This is a genomic window from Micromonospora sp. (assembly GCF_048594385.1).
In the GTDB taxonomy this organism is placed as follows: domain Bacteria; phylum Actinomycetota; class Actinomycetes; order Mycobacteriales; family Micromonosporaceae; genus Micromonospora; species Micromonospora wenchangensis.
The window spans coordinates 1-13,994 of record NZ_JBMDWU010000391.1 but is presented as its reverse complement, the minus strand read 5'-3'; the positions used below and the strand labels follow the sequence as shown (position 1 = coordinate 13,994).

Genomic DNA, 13,994 nt, shown 5'->3' with positions numbered 1-13,994 from the left:
GAGCCTCGGCCCCGGAGCCTTCGCCGTCCTCGACAGCGCCCTCGCGCTGCACGACATCGCCGGGCCACGCCGATCCGCCGTCCACGTGTCGGTGCCGGTGGACCGGCCCCGGCCGCAACGGCACACCGACCCGATGCTCGTCGTCCACCAGTTCACCGTGGCCCCGGGCGACGTGACGCAAACCTCTTGATCAGCGGGGCAGGGCGGGACGGGGCGAGGGTGGGGCGGGGCGGGCAGGGCGGGATGGGATGGGGCGGGGGCGAGGGCAGGGGGGTGGTGGGGGTGGTGGGTAGGATTCGTCGCCGTGCGCGTACTTCTTCTGGGTGGTGGCGGGCGGGAGCATGCGCTCGCGCTCGGGTTGGTCGAGGACCCGGCGGTCGAGGCCCTACTGGCGGCGCCCGGTAACCCGGGGATCGCGGGTGTGGCGGAGCTGCGGCAGGTCGATCCGGCCGATCCCGCCGCGGTGGCCGGGTTGGCGGTGGAGGTCGGTGCCGACCTGGTGGTGATCGGGCCGGAGGCCCCGCTGGTCGCGGGGGTCGCCGACGCGGTACGCGCCAAGGGCGTCCCCGTCTTCGGCCCGTCGGCCGCGGCGGCCCGGTTGGAGGGCTCCAAGACCTTCGCCAAGGAGATCATGACGGCGGCCGGGGTGCCGACCGCCCGCGCGTACACCTGCACGGACGCGGAGAGCGTCGGGCGGGCGCTCGACGAGTTCGGCACGCCGTACGTGGTGAAGAACGACGGGCTGGCCGCCGGCAAGGGCGTGGTGGTCACCGACGACCGGGACGTCGCGCTGCGGCACGCGCAGGAGTGCGGTCGGGTGGTGATCGAGGAGTACCTTTCCGGCCCCGAGGTCTCCCTGTTCGTGGTGACCGACGGTGAGGCGGCCCTGCCGCTGCTGCCGGCGCAGGACTTCAAGCGGGCCGGCGACGGCGACGCCGGCCCGAACACCGGCGGCATGGGGGCGTACGCGCCGCTGCCGTGGGCACCGCCGGGCCTGGTCGACGAGGTGCTGGCCGACGTGGTCCACCCGACGCTCGCCGAGATGCGCCGCCGGGGCACCCCGTTCGCCGGGCTGCTCTACGTCGGGCTGGCGCTCACCGCCGCCGGCCCCCGGGTGATCGAGTTCAACGCCCGCTTCGGCGACCCGGAGACCCAGGTCGTGCTGGCGCTGCTGGAGACCCCGCTCGGCGGGCTGCTGCACGCCGCCGCGACGGGCACGCTGGCCGCGCATCCGCCGCTGCGGTGGCGGGACGGTGCGGCCGTCACCGTGGTGGTGGCCGCCGAGGGCTACCCGGCGACTCCACGTACCGGTGACGTGATCACCGGCGCCGACCACCCGGGCGTCATCCACGCCGGCACCGCCCGCCGGGCCGCCGACGGCGCGTTGCTCTCCGCCGGCGGCCGGGTCCTCTGCGGTACGGCCACCGGCCCGGACCTGACCGCCGCCCGGGACGCCGCCTACGCCCTGGTACGCGGCATCGAGCTGGCCGGCTCGCACCACCGCACCGACATCGCCGCCACCGCGATCGACGGCCGGATCACCGTCCCGGACTGACCACAGCCGGGGCGACTGCCGCAGCGCCCGCCCGACGCCGGGCGCGGCACGACACGGGAGCGGCCGGCCACCCTCCCGGCCCGACCATCACCGCGATCAACGGCCCGTAGTGCCGGTCCCGGTCGGGTCGTGCCCCGTCGGGTCGGCGGTCAGAGCAGGGACAGGGCGGCGGCGATCACCCGTTGGGCGGTGGCGCTGAGGTCATCGCCCTTGGCGTCGGTGCTGGTGATCGAGTATTCCACCCGGAACCGGCCGTCCCGGGTGGAGGCGACCCCGGCGAGGTAGCCGTACCGGGAACCGGTCTTGATCCACAGGGTTTCGCCGTCGGGCAGCGGGAACGCGGTGAGCCCGGCGCTGTAGCGGGCCGGCCCGCCGCCGATGTCCGGCACGCCCGGCAGGGTGAACATCGTGCCGAGCTGGGCCGGTGGCACCACCCGGCCGGCGAACAGCGCGGTGAGGAAGGCGTCCAGGTCGGTGAGGCTGGAGATGATGTTGCCGGAGGCCGGGGTGAAGGTCTGGCTCCAGGTGGTGGCGTCGACGAGTTCGGTCCGGCCGTCCCGGTCGACGGCCTGGTAGCCGTGGGCGTGCGGGCCGCGGATGCGCGGGTCGTCGCCCGGTGCGTAGGTGTCCTTGAGGCCGAGCGGTCGGGCGATGCGCCGGTCCAGTTCCGTCGCGTACGGGTGGCCGGTGACCTTCTCGATGATCATCCCGGCGACGATGTAGCCCATGTTGGTGTAGTGCTGCTTCGTGCCGGGTTCGAACTCGCGGGGGTTGTCCAGGCCGAGCCGGACCAGCTGTTGCGGGGTCCACCTGTCGTACCGGTGGGCGAGCTGCCACTCGATGCCGTCCGGCATTCGTGGGCTGGGCAGGCCGCTGGTGTGGTCCAGCAGTTGCCGGACGCTGACCGTCGGGTAACCGGCGGGGAGCAGGCCCGGCAGGAGCCGCTGCACCGACGCGTCGAGGTCGATCCGGCCCTCGGCCACGAGTTGCAGCACCATGGCCGCGGTGAAGGCCTTGGTGACGCTGCCGACCCGGAACCGGGCGTGCGGCGGTACGGGTGCCTGGCTGCGCAGGTCCCGTACGCCGGTGGTGCCGGTCCAGCAGCCGTCGGGCGTGGTGATCCGGACCTGGGCGCTGGTGGCGTCGGCGTCGGGTAACCCGGCTATCGCCTGCGCGACAGGGGTCGGGTCGAGGGTGCCGGGCCGGCAGCCTGCAGCCCCGCGCCGGTCACCGGCGGAGGCGGGAGAGGGGGCGGAGACGGGAGAGGGGGCGGCGACGGCGAGCGTCCCGGGGGCGGCGACGGCGAGCAGGGCACCGAGTGTCGTGGCGACGAGCACGGCCCGTCGATTCATGATCTTCATGGCGTCGAGCCTGCCGGTGACGGGGAGCGACGACATCGGGGAGAGTCCCCCGCCACACCCCGATCGTCGGCTGGGGGAGACCACCCCGGGGAAGATCAGCCGTAGTAGCGGCGCAGTTCCCGGGTGAGCACCTTGCCGGTGGCGTTGCGGGGCAGGTACTTCACGAAGATCACGTCCCGGGGGACGGAGAACCGGGCCAGGTAGCGCCGGACGTACTCGCGTACCGCCTCCGGGTCCAGGGTCTCGCCGGGGTGCAGGGCGAGGAACGCGGCCAGCCGTTGCCCGTACTGCGGGTCCGGCACGCCGAGCACGGCCGCCTCGCGGACCTGCGGCAGCCGGGCGAGCAGGTCCTCCAGTTCGGACGGGAACACGTTCTCCCCGCCGGAGACGATCATGTCGTCGGCGCGGCCGTCGACGAAGAGCAGTCCGTCGGCGTTGACCCGGCCGAGGTCGCCGGTGTCGAGCAGCCCGTCGTGGGTCTCCCGGCGGGCCCCCGAGGTGTAACCCTCGAACAGCATCTCGTTGCCGACGAGGATCCGGCCGACCCGCCCGGCCGGCACCGGCTTCCCGTCGTCGTCGACGATCTCCAGGCGGGTGCCGTGCGGGGGGCGACCGGCGGTGGTGGGGGCCTGGCGCAGCTCGGCGGGGCCGGCGATGGCGGCCCAGGAGACCTCCGTCGAGCCGTACAGGTTGTAGAGGACGTCGCCGTAGGTGTCCATGAACCGGGTGGTGAGGCCGCCGGGCAGCGCCGAGCCGCTGACCGCGACCACCGTCAGCGCCGGTCGCGGGTCCGGCGGCGGCACGTCGAGCAGACGCTGCACCATCACCGGTACGGCGAACAGTGCCTGGCAGCGGTGCGCCACGAGCGCGTCCAGCGTGGCGGCGGGGTCGAACCGGCGGTGCAGCACGATGGTGGCGCGCAGCGCGAAGGCGACCTGGAGTGCCGCGTACCCCCAGGTGTGGAAGATCGGGGCGGCGATCAGCACGGTGTCGTGGGTGTGCAGCGGGATGCGGTCGATGATGGACACCAGCGGGCCGAAGCCGTTCGGGACGGGCCGGCGGGCGCCCTTGGGTGTGCCGGTGGTGCCGGAGGTCAGCACGATGGTCCGGCCGTCGTGGGCGGGCGGGGTGAGCCGGTCGGCGGGGAGCGCGGCGGCGATCAGGGCGTCGAGGCCGGGTTCGTCGACCCGGTGCACCTCGGCGGGGACACCGAGGACCCGCTCGGCGAACTCGGTGTCGTGCACCAGCACCCGCAGCCGTTGCTCCTCGGCGACGGTGGCGAGCTGCGCGGCGGACAGTCCGGTGTTGACCAGCACCGCGTCGGCGCCGAGCAGGGTGGCGGCGACGATGCCCTCGATGAGCCCGTGGTGGTTACGGCACAGCAGCCCGACCCGGTCCCCGGCCTGTACGCCGAGCACGCTGCGCATCGACCGGGCGAGCCGTTCGGCCCGGTCGAGCAGTTCCCGGTAGGTGAGTTCGTGGCCGTGCTCGTCGACGACGGCGACCCGGCCGGGGTCGCGGGCGGCGGCCTGCCGTAGTTCGCCGGCCATGCCCCAGCCCCACTGGCGCAGTGCGGCGAGTTGCGAGGCGACCCGGACGGGGTGCCCGGGGGTGAGCAGTCCCCGCCTGGTCAGTGTGGCCACGATGAACGGCAGGTCCATCCGGCGACCTCCTTCGGGGTGTGACGTGGGGCCGGCCGGGGCCCTCACCAGGGATTCCTTTCCGATCATGCGTCGTCGCCGGCCGACCGCCCAGTCGGTGTCGCCCGTGGTGGACGGGCGGTGACCGGGCGGTCGACCGGTGGCGACGGTCAGCGGATCTGGACGCCGGAGATGGCGCGGGAGATGACCAGCCGTTGGATCTCGGAGGTGCCCTCGAAGATGGTGTAGATCTTGGAGTCCCGGTACCAGCGTTCGACCGGGTGGTCGCGCAGGAAGCCGGCCCCGCCGAGGAGCTGCACGGCCCGGTCGGTCACCGCGACGGCCACCTCGCCCGCCTTGAGCTTGGACATCGAGCCCTCGCCGGCGGTGAACGGCCGGTTGTTGCGGCCCATCCAGGCCGCCCGCCAGACCAGCAGCCGGGCGGCGTCGATCTCCATCTTCATGTCGGCCAGGGCGAACGCGACGGCCTGGTTCTCGATGATCGGCCGGCCGAACTGGACCCGGTCCCTGGCGTAGTCGAGGGCGTACTCGTAGGCGGCGCGGGCGACGCCGAGTGCCTGCGCGCCGACGGTCGGCCGGGACAGCTCGAAGGTGCGCATCGCGGCCTGGCCGCTGGCCCGTTGCCCGGACCGGGCGCGGGCCAGCCGCTCGTCCAGCGCGTCCTTGCCGCCGAGCAGACAGCGTCCGGGCACCCGGACGTCGTCGAGGAAGACGTCGGCGGTGTGCGAGGCGCGCAGTCCCAGTTTCTTCAGTTTCCGGGTCGCGTGCAGCCCGGCTGTCCCCGGCGGTACGACGAACGCGGCCTGCCCGCGCGAGCCCAGCTCGGGCGCGACGGAGGCGGTGACCACGTGCACCCCGGCGATCCCGCCGTTGGTGGCGTACGCCTTCTGCCCGCGTAGCACCCACTCGTCGGTGGCCTCGTCGTGGACGGCGCGGGTACGCATGGCCGAGACGTCGGAGCCGGCCTCCGGTTCGGTGGTGCAGAACGCGGCGACGGCGGGGGCGTCGACGGTGCCGAAGCACTGCGGCACCCATTCGACCATCTGGTCGGGGGTGCCGGTGCCGTAGATGGCGGCGACGGCGAGCGAGCTGCCGAAGATGCTCAGCCCGATGCCGGCGTCGCCCCAGAAGAGTTCCTCACTGGCGATCGGCAGGGACAGTCCGGTGGGGTCGGCCCAGCAGGTGGCGAGGAACTCGAAGCCGTACAGGCCGATCTTCGCCGCCTCCTGGATGATCGGCCAGGGGGTCTCCTCCCGGGCGTCCCACTCGGCGGCGGCCGGGCGCACGACCTCGGCGGCGAAGCCGTGCACCCAGTCCCGCAGATCCCGCTGTTCCTCGTTCAGGTCGAGCGAGAACTCGGCCATCGTCAGGCCTTGGGGATGTCGAACAGGTTGGCGATGTTGGCGGCCAGGCCCAGGTCACCCTTGGCCTTGAGCTTGCCGGTCATGAACATCATCACCGGGTTGGCCCCGCCGGAGACGATCCTCAGGAACTCGACCGGGCCCATGGTGAGGCTGAGCTTCGGGTCGCGGGTGGGGGTATCCGAGACGGTGCAGGTGCCGTTCTCGATGACGATCTCGTAGGTGTCGGCGCCACCGTCGGGGCGGCCGGTGATGTTCCAGTGGATGACCGCGTTGGTGGCGCCGGCGCGGTCGGCGCGGAAGATCTGCGGCATCCGGCTGAAGACCTCGCTGAGCACCTTGCCGCGCAGGTCGCCGGACATCACCTCGGCGATCTTGTCGTCCGGGGTGGACTTGACCAGCTGGGCGAACTCCTTCGGGCCGAAGTTGGCGAAGTTGGCCGGGTCGAAGTCAGTCATGGAAGTTGCACCTCTCGGGGCGGACCGGTTCTGGTTACTCTCGCGTAACCCTACGCACGAGTAGGTATGCTCGCAAGGGTGTCCAGCACGCCGAGCTTCAAGCGCCTCCCCCGCGCCGTACGCGAGCAGCAGATGCTCGACGCGGCCGTCAAGGTCTTCTCCCGGCGCGGCTTCCACGCCGCCAGCATGGACGAGATCGCCGAGGACGCGGGCATCTCCAAGCCGATGGTCTACGCCTACCTCGGCACCAAGGAGGAACTCTTCATCGCCTGCCTGCACCGGGAGACCGCCCGGATGATGCTGGCGATCGCCGGGGCCGCCGCCCCCGACCTCCCGCCCGACCAGCGGCTCTGGCGCGGCCTGCGGGCCTTCTTCGGCTTCGTCGGGGCGCACCGCGACGGCTGGGCGGTGCTCTACCGGCAGGCCCGGGGCTCCCAACCGTTCGCCGCCGAGCTGGCCGCGATGCGCGCCCGGCTGGTCGACGTGGTCGCCGGGATGCTCGACCACGCGCTGCGCGCCCGGGACCGGGAGGTCGCCGCGACCGAGCTGGAGGTCGTCGCGTACGCCCTGGTCGGCGCGAGCGAGTCGCTTGCCGACTGGCTCGCCGACCACCCGGAGGCCGAACCGGAGAAGACCGCCACCCGGATGATGAACGTCGCCTGGCTCGGCGCGGCCCAACTCCTCGACGGCGTCACCTGGCGACCCCCGGCGGACTGACTGCCCCCACTCTCCCGGCGCGGCTCACCGGTCCCGGCCCGGAGTGGTCAGCGGTTGGCGGCGGCGCGACGGCGGGCCCGCAGGCGCATCCAGCGGACCAGCTCCAACACTCCGGTGACGGCCAGCGAGAGCCCGACGCCGACGAGCAGTCCCCGGAGCGGATCGCGTTCGAAGGCCAGCCCACCGAAGTAGCCGAGCAGCCCGCAGTACAGGCTCCAGATCGCGGCGGCGACGGCGTCGAACACCAGAAAGCGCAGGAGCGGATACCGGACGGCCCCCATGGTCAGGGTGACGGCGGTCCGGCCGCCCGGCACGAATCGGGAGGTGGTCAGGATCGAGCCGCCCCGCCGGTCCACCGCCCGGCGGGCCCAGTCCGAGCCACTGCGGCGGCGACTACCGTCGGGCAGCCGGGCCAACCGCTCCGCGCCGCCGCCCCGGCCGATGCCGTACGACACGTGGTCGCCGGCGAGCGCGCCGAGGGCCGCCACCGCGATCACGGCCACCAGGTTCGGGTGGCCGCTGGCCGCGAACACCCCGGCGGTGATCAGGACGGTTTCGCCGGGCACCGCCGGGAAGAACGCGTCGACCGCGGTCACCACGAAGATCACCAGGTACACCCAGGGCGAGGTGACGGTGTGGTGGAGCAGGTCGAGCACCGACTGCATGCCCTCATGCTCGACGCTGGGCCCCCGGCCGGGGGCCCAGTCGCCGGATCAGGCCACCCGCCGGGGAACCGGCAGCGGATCGGCGGCCGACCTGCCGTGCTCCCGCTTGTCGGCGGCGGTGGGGCCGTGCGAGGTGAGCACCACCGGGGCGGCCAGCGCCTCGGACACCGCCGCCGGCCAGTCGGTCGGTGGGGCGTCGTACACCGGGCGGGTGGTCAGCAGGCGGGCGGTGAGGGCCGCCTGCCGCTCCAGGTCACCGGGTGGGCCGGGGCGCAACCGGTCGGTCCCGTCGTAGCGGCGGCACAGCTTCAGCGCCGGGCGGGCCGGGTCGGGGCGGGTCAGGTCGAGGTGGGTGAGGGCGAGGCCGTCCACCCCGCCGGCCACGTCCAGGGCGTACCGGTGGGCGACGGCGTCGAAGTGGCCGAACCGGAACCGGCCCTGCCACGGGTTGGTCGGGTTGCGCGGGTCGGTCAGCGGCAGCGTCCGGTCCTCGGTGACCAGCGGACCGGGCCCGTGCCGGGTGGTCACCGTCCGTACCACCCCCAGCCGGTACGCCGACCCGGCCGCCCCCGCCTCGGCGAGCAGGTCCTCGGCGTTGGCGAAGGTGGTGGTGCTCCACGTGGTGTACGGGTGGAAGCCGTGCCACTCGTCCAGCAGCACCCCCTGCGCCCCCTCGAACACCACCGTCCCCGCCCGCAACACCCCGGCCAGGTACGACCGGTCGACGATCGCCACCCGGTCGGCGAAGGCGGTGAACGCCGGCAGGCAGTCCGCCACCGGCGGGGCGTCCAGCGGGCCGAGTTCGGCGGTCAACCGGTCCCGCAGCACGGTGAGCCGGCGGCGCAGCAGCTCCCGGTCCCGGCAGTCGGCCACCCGGGGCGCCTCGTCGGGGTGGGCGAGCCCGTACCGGACGGACTCGCCCACCCCCAGCCCGCAGGAGCCGTGCCGGGCGGCCCCCCGGGCGATCTCCCGGAGCCGGTTGGCGGCCCGGTGGTACGGCGTGGCCAGCAGCGCCTCCCCGTCGACCGTGAGCCGGTCGAGGGCGTCGGGCACCCCGACCGAGGCCAGGTGGTCGGCCTCGGCGGCCAGCGCCAGCGGGTCCACCACCTGCTGCCGGGCCAGGTGGGTACGCACCCCCGGGCGGAACGTCCCCGCCCCGAACTGGGCGAACGTGTGGTGCCGTCCGTCGGGCAGCACCACGTTGTGGGCGGCCTGCGCACCCCCGTTGAACCGCACCACGGTGTGCACGTGGCGGGTCGCGCAGAGCCAGTCCACGACGGTGCCCTTGCCGGCGTCGCCGTAACCGAGGTCGACCACGATCACGTGCCGGCCGGGCTGTCCGGGGTCGGGGAGCGCGGTCACAGCCGGGTCACCCCACCGGCCCGGCGCGACGTGGCCGGCAGCGTGGAGACCTCGGCGCGCCGGCCGCCGCCCAGCGGGGCCAGCGCCTTGGACACGGTACGGCCGGCGGTGGAGCCGGCCCGGTCCAGGTCGCGCAGCCCCTCGTCCAGGTCGATGGCCTGCTCGCCGAGACCGACGGTGAGCGCGATGGTCTCGCAGACCGCGTCCAGGTCGTCGAGGACGACGGCACGCTGTCCGAGCAGGTCCCGCCAGAAGTCGAGCACCGTGGCGTTGCCGGCGTAGTGGCTGCCGGCGGGGAGCAGGTAGTAGGTGTCCCAGCGGCGGGTCACCTCGTCGACGATCTGCCGCAGCGGCACGTCCTCGCCGAGGTCGTCGCCGATCAGCCGGCTCACCTCCCGCCGGCTCACCCGGGGGTACGCCAGCTCGTCGCCGATGATGAACAGGTAGCCGCGCCGGCCCCGCTTCTCCCAGCTGTCGGTGACCGTGTGCCGGGCCATGAAGTACATCGCCAGCTCGTACGACTCGGTCATCTGACCGCCGCCGCCGCCCTCCAGCACGATCCGGCCGAGGTCGTCGTCCATCCGGTTGTCCGACTCGAACTGCCCCACCTGCAACGGCACCCGGTCGCAGGTGGCGTCGCCGATCGCGCCGAACAGCACCTGCGGGTCGCGGGCGTAGCCCTGGCGCAGCAGCAGCCCGAGCAGTTGCGGCAGCTTGGCCTGGAGGGTGCGGGGCACGTGTCCCATCGAGCCGGTCACGTCGAACAGCACCGCGATGGGTGTCGACTGCGGGTGCTCGGCCGAGTCCCGGCTCTCCCGCACCGCGCCGCGCGGGTCGAGCGCCGGGTGCACGGTCCGGGCCCCGCCGTCGCTGTAGGAGAAGGCGCTCTTGCCCTTCTTCTTCCGGTAGCGGTCGGCGGCGTCGTACACGTCGGTGGACCAGATTCCGCTGCCCATGGCAGCCTCCCTAGGGGTTGCGGGTGACGGGGCGGAAGGTGCGCGGCCCGTAGAGCCGGTCGAGCACCTCGTCGAGTTCGCCGAGCAGTCGCCAGGCGTCGTCGGGTCGGGCGGCCAGCGCCGGGCGGCGGCAGCCGTCGGCGAAGGCGCGCAGTTCACGGGGGGCGCGGTCGCCCATCAGCCAGCTCATGCACGTCGCGGCCATCGCCAGGTCGGTGCCGGGGCCGGCGGGCCGCCGTGCGGTGACCTCCGGCGGGTACCAGTCCTCGTGACCGGGGACCAGCGCCGGGACGGTACCGCCGTCGACGGCGGAGAAGCACCAGTCGACGAGCACCACGCCGTGCGCGTCCGGCTCGATCAGCACGTGCCGGGGGAGCACCGCCCCGTGCACCACGCCGGCCCGGTGGGCCAGGCCGAGGGCGACCAGCAGCCGCCGCCACATCCAGGCCGCGTCCCGGGCGTCCAACCCGTCGGGGTACGCCCGGCGTACGGCGTCGAGGTCGTGTAGCCCGGGTACGGCGGCGAGCACGCTGATCCGGCGTTCCGCCCCGCTGGCGGCGTCGCGGTGCCGGAAGCTGTCCACGAGCCGGGGCACGTACGGCAGGTGGCGCGGGTCGCCGCGGTCCTCGATCTGCCGCAGCGCGTACGCCTCGCGGGCCATCAGGTCGTTGTCGGCCGGGTCGCGGGGCAGCTTGAGCAGCCGGTCCGCGCCGACGTCGTAGAGGTCGGCGAGGTCTCCGGCGTGGGCGAGCGCCCCGAGCCGGTATCCGCCGAGCACGACCGTCGCCGGGTCGGGTGTGCCGGCCGCCTGCCAGCGGGTGGTGACCTGGACGAAGGCGTCGGTGGCCGCGGCGCGTACCCCGGCGTCGAGCGTGCCCAGCCGGTCGGGGTGCAGGGCCGCGACCAGCTCGCGGTAGCGCCGGGCCGGGCTGTCGACGCCGAACAGGTCGGCGTCGGTGCGGGCCGCCGCGACCAGCCGGATCGCCTCGTCGGTCCTCACCGGACGGTCTCCTCCCGGGCGGGGCGCAGCAGCGCCGGGTGCAGCAGTCGGGCGTCGCCTGCCCGGTAGAGCCGGGCCCGGGGGCCGCCCCGGGCACCGCCGCGTTCGGTGTTGCCGCCGGTGCTCTCGACGAAGCCGGGGACGGAGAGCACCTTGCGGTGGAAGTTGCCGGCGTGCAGCGGGTGCCCCCAGACCGTCTCGTAGACGCCGCGCAGCTCGGCGATGGTGAACTCGGGGCCGAGGAAGCGGGCGGCCAGCGGGGTGTACTCCAGCTTGGAGCGGGCCCGTTCCAACCCGTCGTCGACGATCCGGGCGTGGTCGAAGGCGAGCTGCCGGCTGGGCAGGGCGGTGACCGGCAACCACCCGGCCTCGTCGGCGTCGCTGTCGGCGACCGGGTCGGGCAGGTCGGGGGCGAAGGCGAGGTGGGCCACCGAGACGATCCGCATCCGGGGGTCCCGGTCCGGGCTGCCGTAGCTGGCGAGCTGTTCCAGGTGGACCCGGCGCAGCCGGTCGCCGCCGAGGCCGGTCTCCTCGGCGAGTTCGCGGCGGGCCCCGGTGGCGAGGTCCTCGTCGGGCTGGACGAATCCGCCGGGCAGCGCCCAGTGCCCCTGGTAGGGGGGCTGGCCACGCCGGATCAGCAGCAGGTGCAACGCGCCCTCGCGGATGGTCAGCGCCACCACGTCCACGGTGATCGCGGTCGCGGGGTAGGCGCTGGGGTCGTATCCGGCGAGGAAGTCCTGCTCGTTCACGGCGTTCCTCTCATGTTGAGAATTACTCGGTCTGAGAACAACCTAGCTCACGAGAAAGTGCTCCGCAACCGGTTGATCCGGCCCGGCACCTGAACCGCGTTGTGCGTCCTGTCACGCGGGCCGCCCGGCACCGGGTGGTGTCGGGCGGCGTCCGGCCTCAGCGGACGGTGCCCACCAGGTGCGGGCGGCCGGTCCGGGCGTCGTGCAGGGCGAAGTCCCAGCCCGGGACGGCGCTGAACGCCACCGTCGAGGGCAACGGCACCGGCAGCTTGAACGCCACCTCCACCGTGTACGCCTCCGGCAGCCGGCTCTCCAGCGCAGCCAGGCAGCGGGCCTTGCTCCACATGCCGTGCGCGATCGGCCGGGGGAAGCCGAACAGCCGCGCCCCCAGCCGGGAGGTGTGGATCGGGTTGTGGTCCCCGGAGACCCGGGCGTAGTCCGTACCCACCCGGGGGGTGAGCCGCCAGTGCGCGGTGGCGGCCGGCGGCGCGGGCCGCTCACCGGGGTCGCGTCCGGCACCCCCGCCGGCCCCGCGCTCCCGGCCCAGGTACGTCGACACCCCGCGCCACACCTCCTCGCCGTCGACCGAGCCGACCAGGACGACGTCGACCTGCCGACCCCGGGCGTGTGGCCGCAGATTCTCGGCGTACGCGACGAAGTCCCACGGCACGTCGGCCGGAACCGGCCGGTGCACGGTGATCCGGTTGCCCACGTGCACCACCCCGGCCAGCGGGAACGGGAACTCCGGCAGGGTCATCAACCGCAGCGCCAGCGGGAACCCCAGCACGTGCGGGTAGGTCGCCGGCAGCGTGTCGGCCAACCGGAAACCGCACACCCGGTCGTACTCCGCGAGGTGGGCCCGGTCCACGGTGACCCCGGCGACGGCCAGCTCGACCGGGGGCGCGGCGTCCGGCCGGCGGGCGCGGCCGATCCCGGGCAGCGCGTCGCGCAGCGCCCGCCGACGGAGCGCGCCCGGTCGGGGGAGCCCCGGCAGCACCACCCGGGGCCGCGCCGCCGGCCCGCCGTCGTGGCCGCCCGACCGGCCCGTCAGATCCTCGGTGCGGTCCGTGCCGGCCGGGGACGTCAGGTCCCGGGTGGCGTACGCCGACCGGTCGTGGGTCTCGTCGACGCTGCGGTCCGGGCCGGCGGCGCGGGCGGCGGCCAGCGCGGCCGGTGAGATGACCTCGGTCGGCCCCTCGATCAGGTCCCCGACCGACAGTTCGCCGTCGCCGGACTCCTCGGGTCGGTTCCTGCGCCGTGCCATCACGCCCCCAGCAGACTCTGGCCGCAGACCCGGACCACGTTACCGCTGACCGCCGCCGAGGCCGGCCACGCCAACCAGCCGATCGTCTCGGCGACGTCCACCGGCAGGCCGCCCTGGGCCAGGCTGTTCATCCGGCGACCCGCCTCCCGGATCACCAGCGGGATGCGGGCGGTCAGCCGGGTCTCGATGAACCCGGGTGCGACCGCGTTGACGCTGATCCCCCGCCCGGCCAGCGCCGGGGCGAGCGCGTCGACCAGGCCGATCACCCCGGCCTTGCTGGTCGCGTAGTTGGTCTGCCCCCGGTTGCCGGCGATCCCGGCGATCGACGAGACGGCGACCAGCCGGCCCCCCTCGGGGATCAGGCCCCGCTCCAGCAGCACGTCGTTGATCCGTTCCTGGCTGGAGAGGTTGACGTCGAGCACCGCGTCCCACCGGTCGGCGTCCATCCGACCCAGCGTCCGGTCCCGGGTGATGCCGGCGTTGTGCACCACCACGTCGACCCGGCCGTGCCGGTCGGCCCGGTGGTCGGCGAGCCGGGTGGGAGCGTCCGCCGTGGTGAGGTCGAGCTGTACGGCGGTGCCGCCGATCTCGTTGGCGACCGCCGCGAGGGCGTCGCCGGCCGCCGGGACGTCCAGCGCGACGACCTGCGCGCCGTCGCGGGCCAGCACCCGGGCCAGGGCCGCGCCGATGCCCCGGGCCGCCCCGGTCACCAGGACGACCTGGCCGTCGAGCGGCCGGTCCCAGTCGGCCGGCGGCTGGGCGGTGCCGGTGCCCACGCGGATGACCTGGCCCGAGACGTACGCGGAGCGACCGGACAGGAGGAACCGCAGCGTGGACTCCAGGCTGACCGGAGTCCCGGCGTCGCCGTCCTTCGTGACGTACACC

Annotated in this window: 13 protein-coding genes and 1 pseudogene; 3 read left to right on the top strand and 11 right to left on the bottom strand. The window is 74.3% G+C overall.

Features of this window, described 5'->3' with window-relative positions; genetic code table 11:
- Window positions 1-190 (top strand): annotated as a pseudogene (locus ACOJTC_RS20995) (hypothetical protein); the annotation flags it as partial.
- Window positions 191-304: 114 nt separating this feature from the next.
- Window positions 305-1,555 carry a phosphoribosylamine--glycine ligase gene (gene purD, locus ACOJTC_RS20990; protein ID WP_204928461.1) on the top strand — a complete coding sequence of 417 codons (1,251 nt, stop codon included), beginning with the start codon at window positions 305-307 and terminating at the stop codon, window positions 1,553-1,555.
- Window positions 1,556-1,704: 149 nt separating this feature from the next.
- Here the strand turns inward: purD and ACOJTC_RS20985 are convergent, their stop codons facing one another.
- The 4 genes from ACOJTC_RS20985 to ACOJTC_RS20970 all read right to left on the bottom strand — a co-directional run bounded on the left by ACOJTC_RS20985 (window position 1,705) and on the right by ACOJTC_RS20970 (window position 6,396).
- Window positions 1,705-2,916, bottom strand: coding sequence for a serine hydrolase domain-containing protein (locus ACOJTC_RS20985; RefSeq protein WP_420118158.1), 1,212 nt, complete (start codon window positions 2,914-2,916; stop codon window positions 1,705-1,707).
- Between the two features lie 95 nt (window positions 2,917-3,011).
- Window positions 3,012-4,577, bottom strand: coding sequence for an AMP-binding protein (locus tag ACOJTC_RS20980; protein WP_357925085.1), 1,566 nt, complete (start codon window positions 4,575-4,577; stop codon window positions 3,012-3,014).
- Window positions 4,578-4,726: 149 nt separating this feature from the next.
- On the bottom strand, window positions 4,727-5,941 hold the full coding sequence (locus ACOJTC_RS20975) for an acyl-CoA dehydrogenase family protein (RefSeq protein ID WP_420118157.1): 1,215 nt from the start codon (window positions 5,939-5,941) through the stop codon (window positions 4,727-4,729).
- A gap of 2 nt (window positions 5,942-5,943) precedes the next feature.
- Window positions 5,944-6,396, bottom strand: a complete 453-nt coding sequence (locus ACOJTC_RS20970; protein WP_420118156.1) for an SCP2 sterol-binding domain-containing protein — start codon at window positions 6,394-6,396, stop codon at window positions 5,944-5,946.
- 78 nt (window positions 6,397-6,474) lie between these two features.
- Here ACOJTC_RS20970 and ACOJTC_RS20965 point away from each other — a divergent pair, with 78 nt between their 5' ends.
- The gene (locus ACOJTC_RS20965) at window positions 6,475-7,113 is read left to right on the top strand and encodes a TetR/AcrR family transcriptional regulator (RefSeq protein WP_194821032.1); all 639 of its coding nucleotides are present in this window, start codon (window positions 6,475-6,477) and stop codon (window positions 7,111-7,113) included.
- A gap of 47 nt (window positions 7,114-7,160) precedes the next feature.
- Here ACOJTC_RS20965 and ACOJTC_RS20960 read toward each other — a convergent pair whose 3' ends face one another.
- The 7 genes from ACOJTC_RS20960 to ACOJTC_RS20930 form a co-directional block, all read right to left on the bottom strand.
- Entirely contained in the window at window positions 7,161-7,778 is a 618-nt protein-coding gene (locus tag ACOJTC_RS20960; RefSeq protein WP_204928455.1) for a DedA family protein, read from the bottom strand.
- A gap of 48 nt (window positions 7,779-7,826) precedes the next feature.
- Window positions 7,827-9,140: an adenylosuccinate synthetase gene (locus tag ACOJTC_RS20955; protein WP_420118155.1), complete on the bottom strand. Its 1,314-nt coding sequence runs from the start codon at window positions 9,138-9,140 to the stop codon at window positions 7,827-7,829.
- Entirely contained in the window at window positions 9,137-10,096 is a 960-nt protein-coding gene (locus ACOJTC_RS20950) for a hypothetical protein (RefSeq protein ID WP_204928454.1), read from the bottom strand. Before ACOJTC_RS20950 ends, ACOJTC_RS20955 begins: the two co-directional genes overlap by 4 nt.
- Window positions 10,097-10,106: 10 nt before the next feature.
- A complete protein-coding gene (locus ACOJTC_RS20945; protein WP_420118154.1) occupies window positions 10,107-11,096 on the bottom strand; it encodes a serine/threonine protein kinase in 990 nt (329 codons plus the stop codon).
- Window positions 11,093-11,845, bottom strand: coding sequence for an NUDIX hydrolase (locus ACOJTC_RS20940; protein WP_420118153.1), 753 nt, complete (start codon window positions 11,843-11,845; stop codon window positions 11,093-11,095). The genes ACOJTC_RS20945 and ACOJTC_RS20940 overlap by 4 nt, the downstream gene beginning before the upstream one ends.
- A gap of 157 nt (window positions 11,846-12,002) precedes the next feature.
- Entirely contained in the window at window positions 12,003-13,109 is a 1,107-nt protein-coding gene (locus tag ACOJTC_RS20935) for a MaoC/PaaZ C-terminal domain-containing protein (protein WP_420118152.1), read from the bottom strand.
- Window positions 13,109-13,994 (bottom strand): 3-oxoacyl-ACP reductase (locus ACOJTC_RS20930; RefSeq protein ID WP_420118151.1); only part of this gene is annotated, 886 nt, incomplete at its 5' end. The genes ACOJTC_RS20930 and ACOJTC_RS20935, both read right to left, overlap by 1 nt.

Coding starts and splice junctions, on each gene's coding strand:
- ACOJTC_RS20985 (WP_420118158.1), bottom strand. CDS start 2,916: ATGAAGATCATGAATCGACGGGCCGTGCTCGTCGCCACGACACTCGGT.
- ACOJTC_RS20980 (WP_357925085.1), bottom strand. CDS start 4,577: ATGGACCTGCCGTTCATCGTGGCCACACTGACCAGGCGGGGACTGCTC.
- ACOJTC_RS20975 (WP_420118157.1), bottom strand. CDS start 5,941: ATGGCCGAGTTCTCGCTCGACCTGAACGAGGAACAGCGGGATCTGCGG.
- ACOJTC_RS20970 (WP_420118156.1), bottom strand. CDS start 6,396: ATGACTGACTTCGACCCGGCCAACTTCGCCAACTTCGGCCCGAAGGAG.
- ACOJTC_RS20960 (WP_204928455.1), bottom strand. CDS start 7,778: ATGCAGTCGGTGCTCGACCTGCTCCACCACACCGTCACCTCGCCCTGG.
- ACOJTC_RS20950 (WP_204928454.1), bottom strand. CDS start 10,096: ATGGGCAGCGGAATCTGGTCCACCGACGTGTACGACGCCGCCGACCGC.
- ACOJTC_RS20935 (WP_420118152.1), bottom strand. CDS start 13,109: ATGGCACGGCGCAGGAACCGACCCGAGGAGTCCGGCGACGGCGAACTG.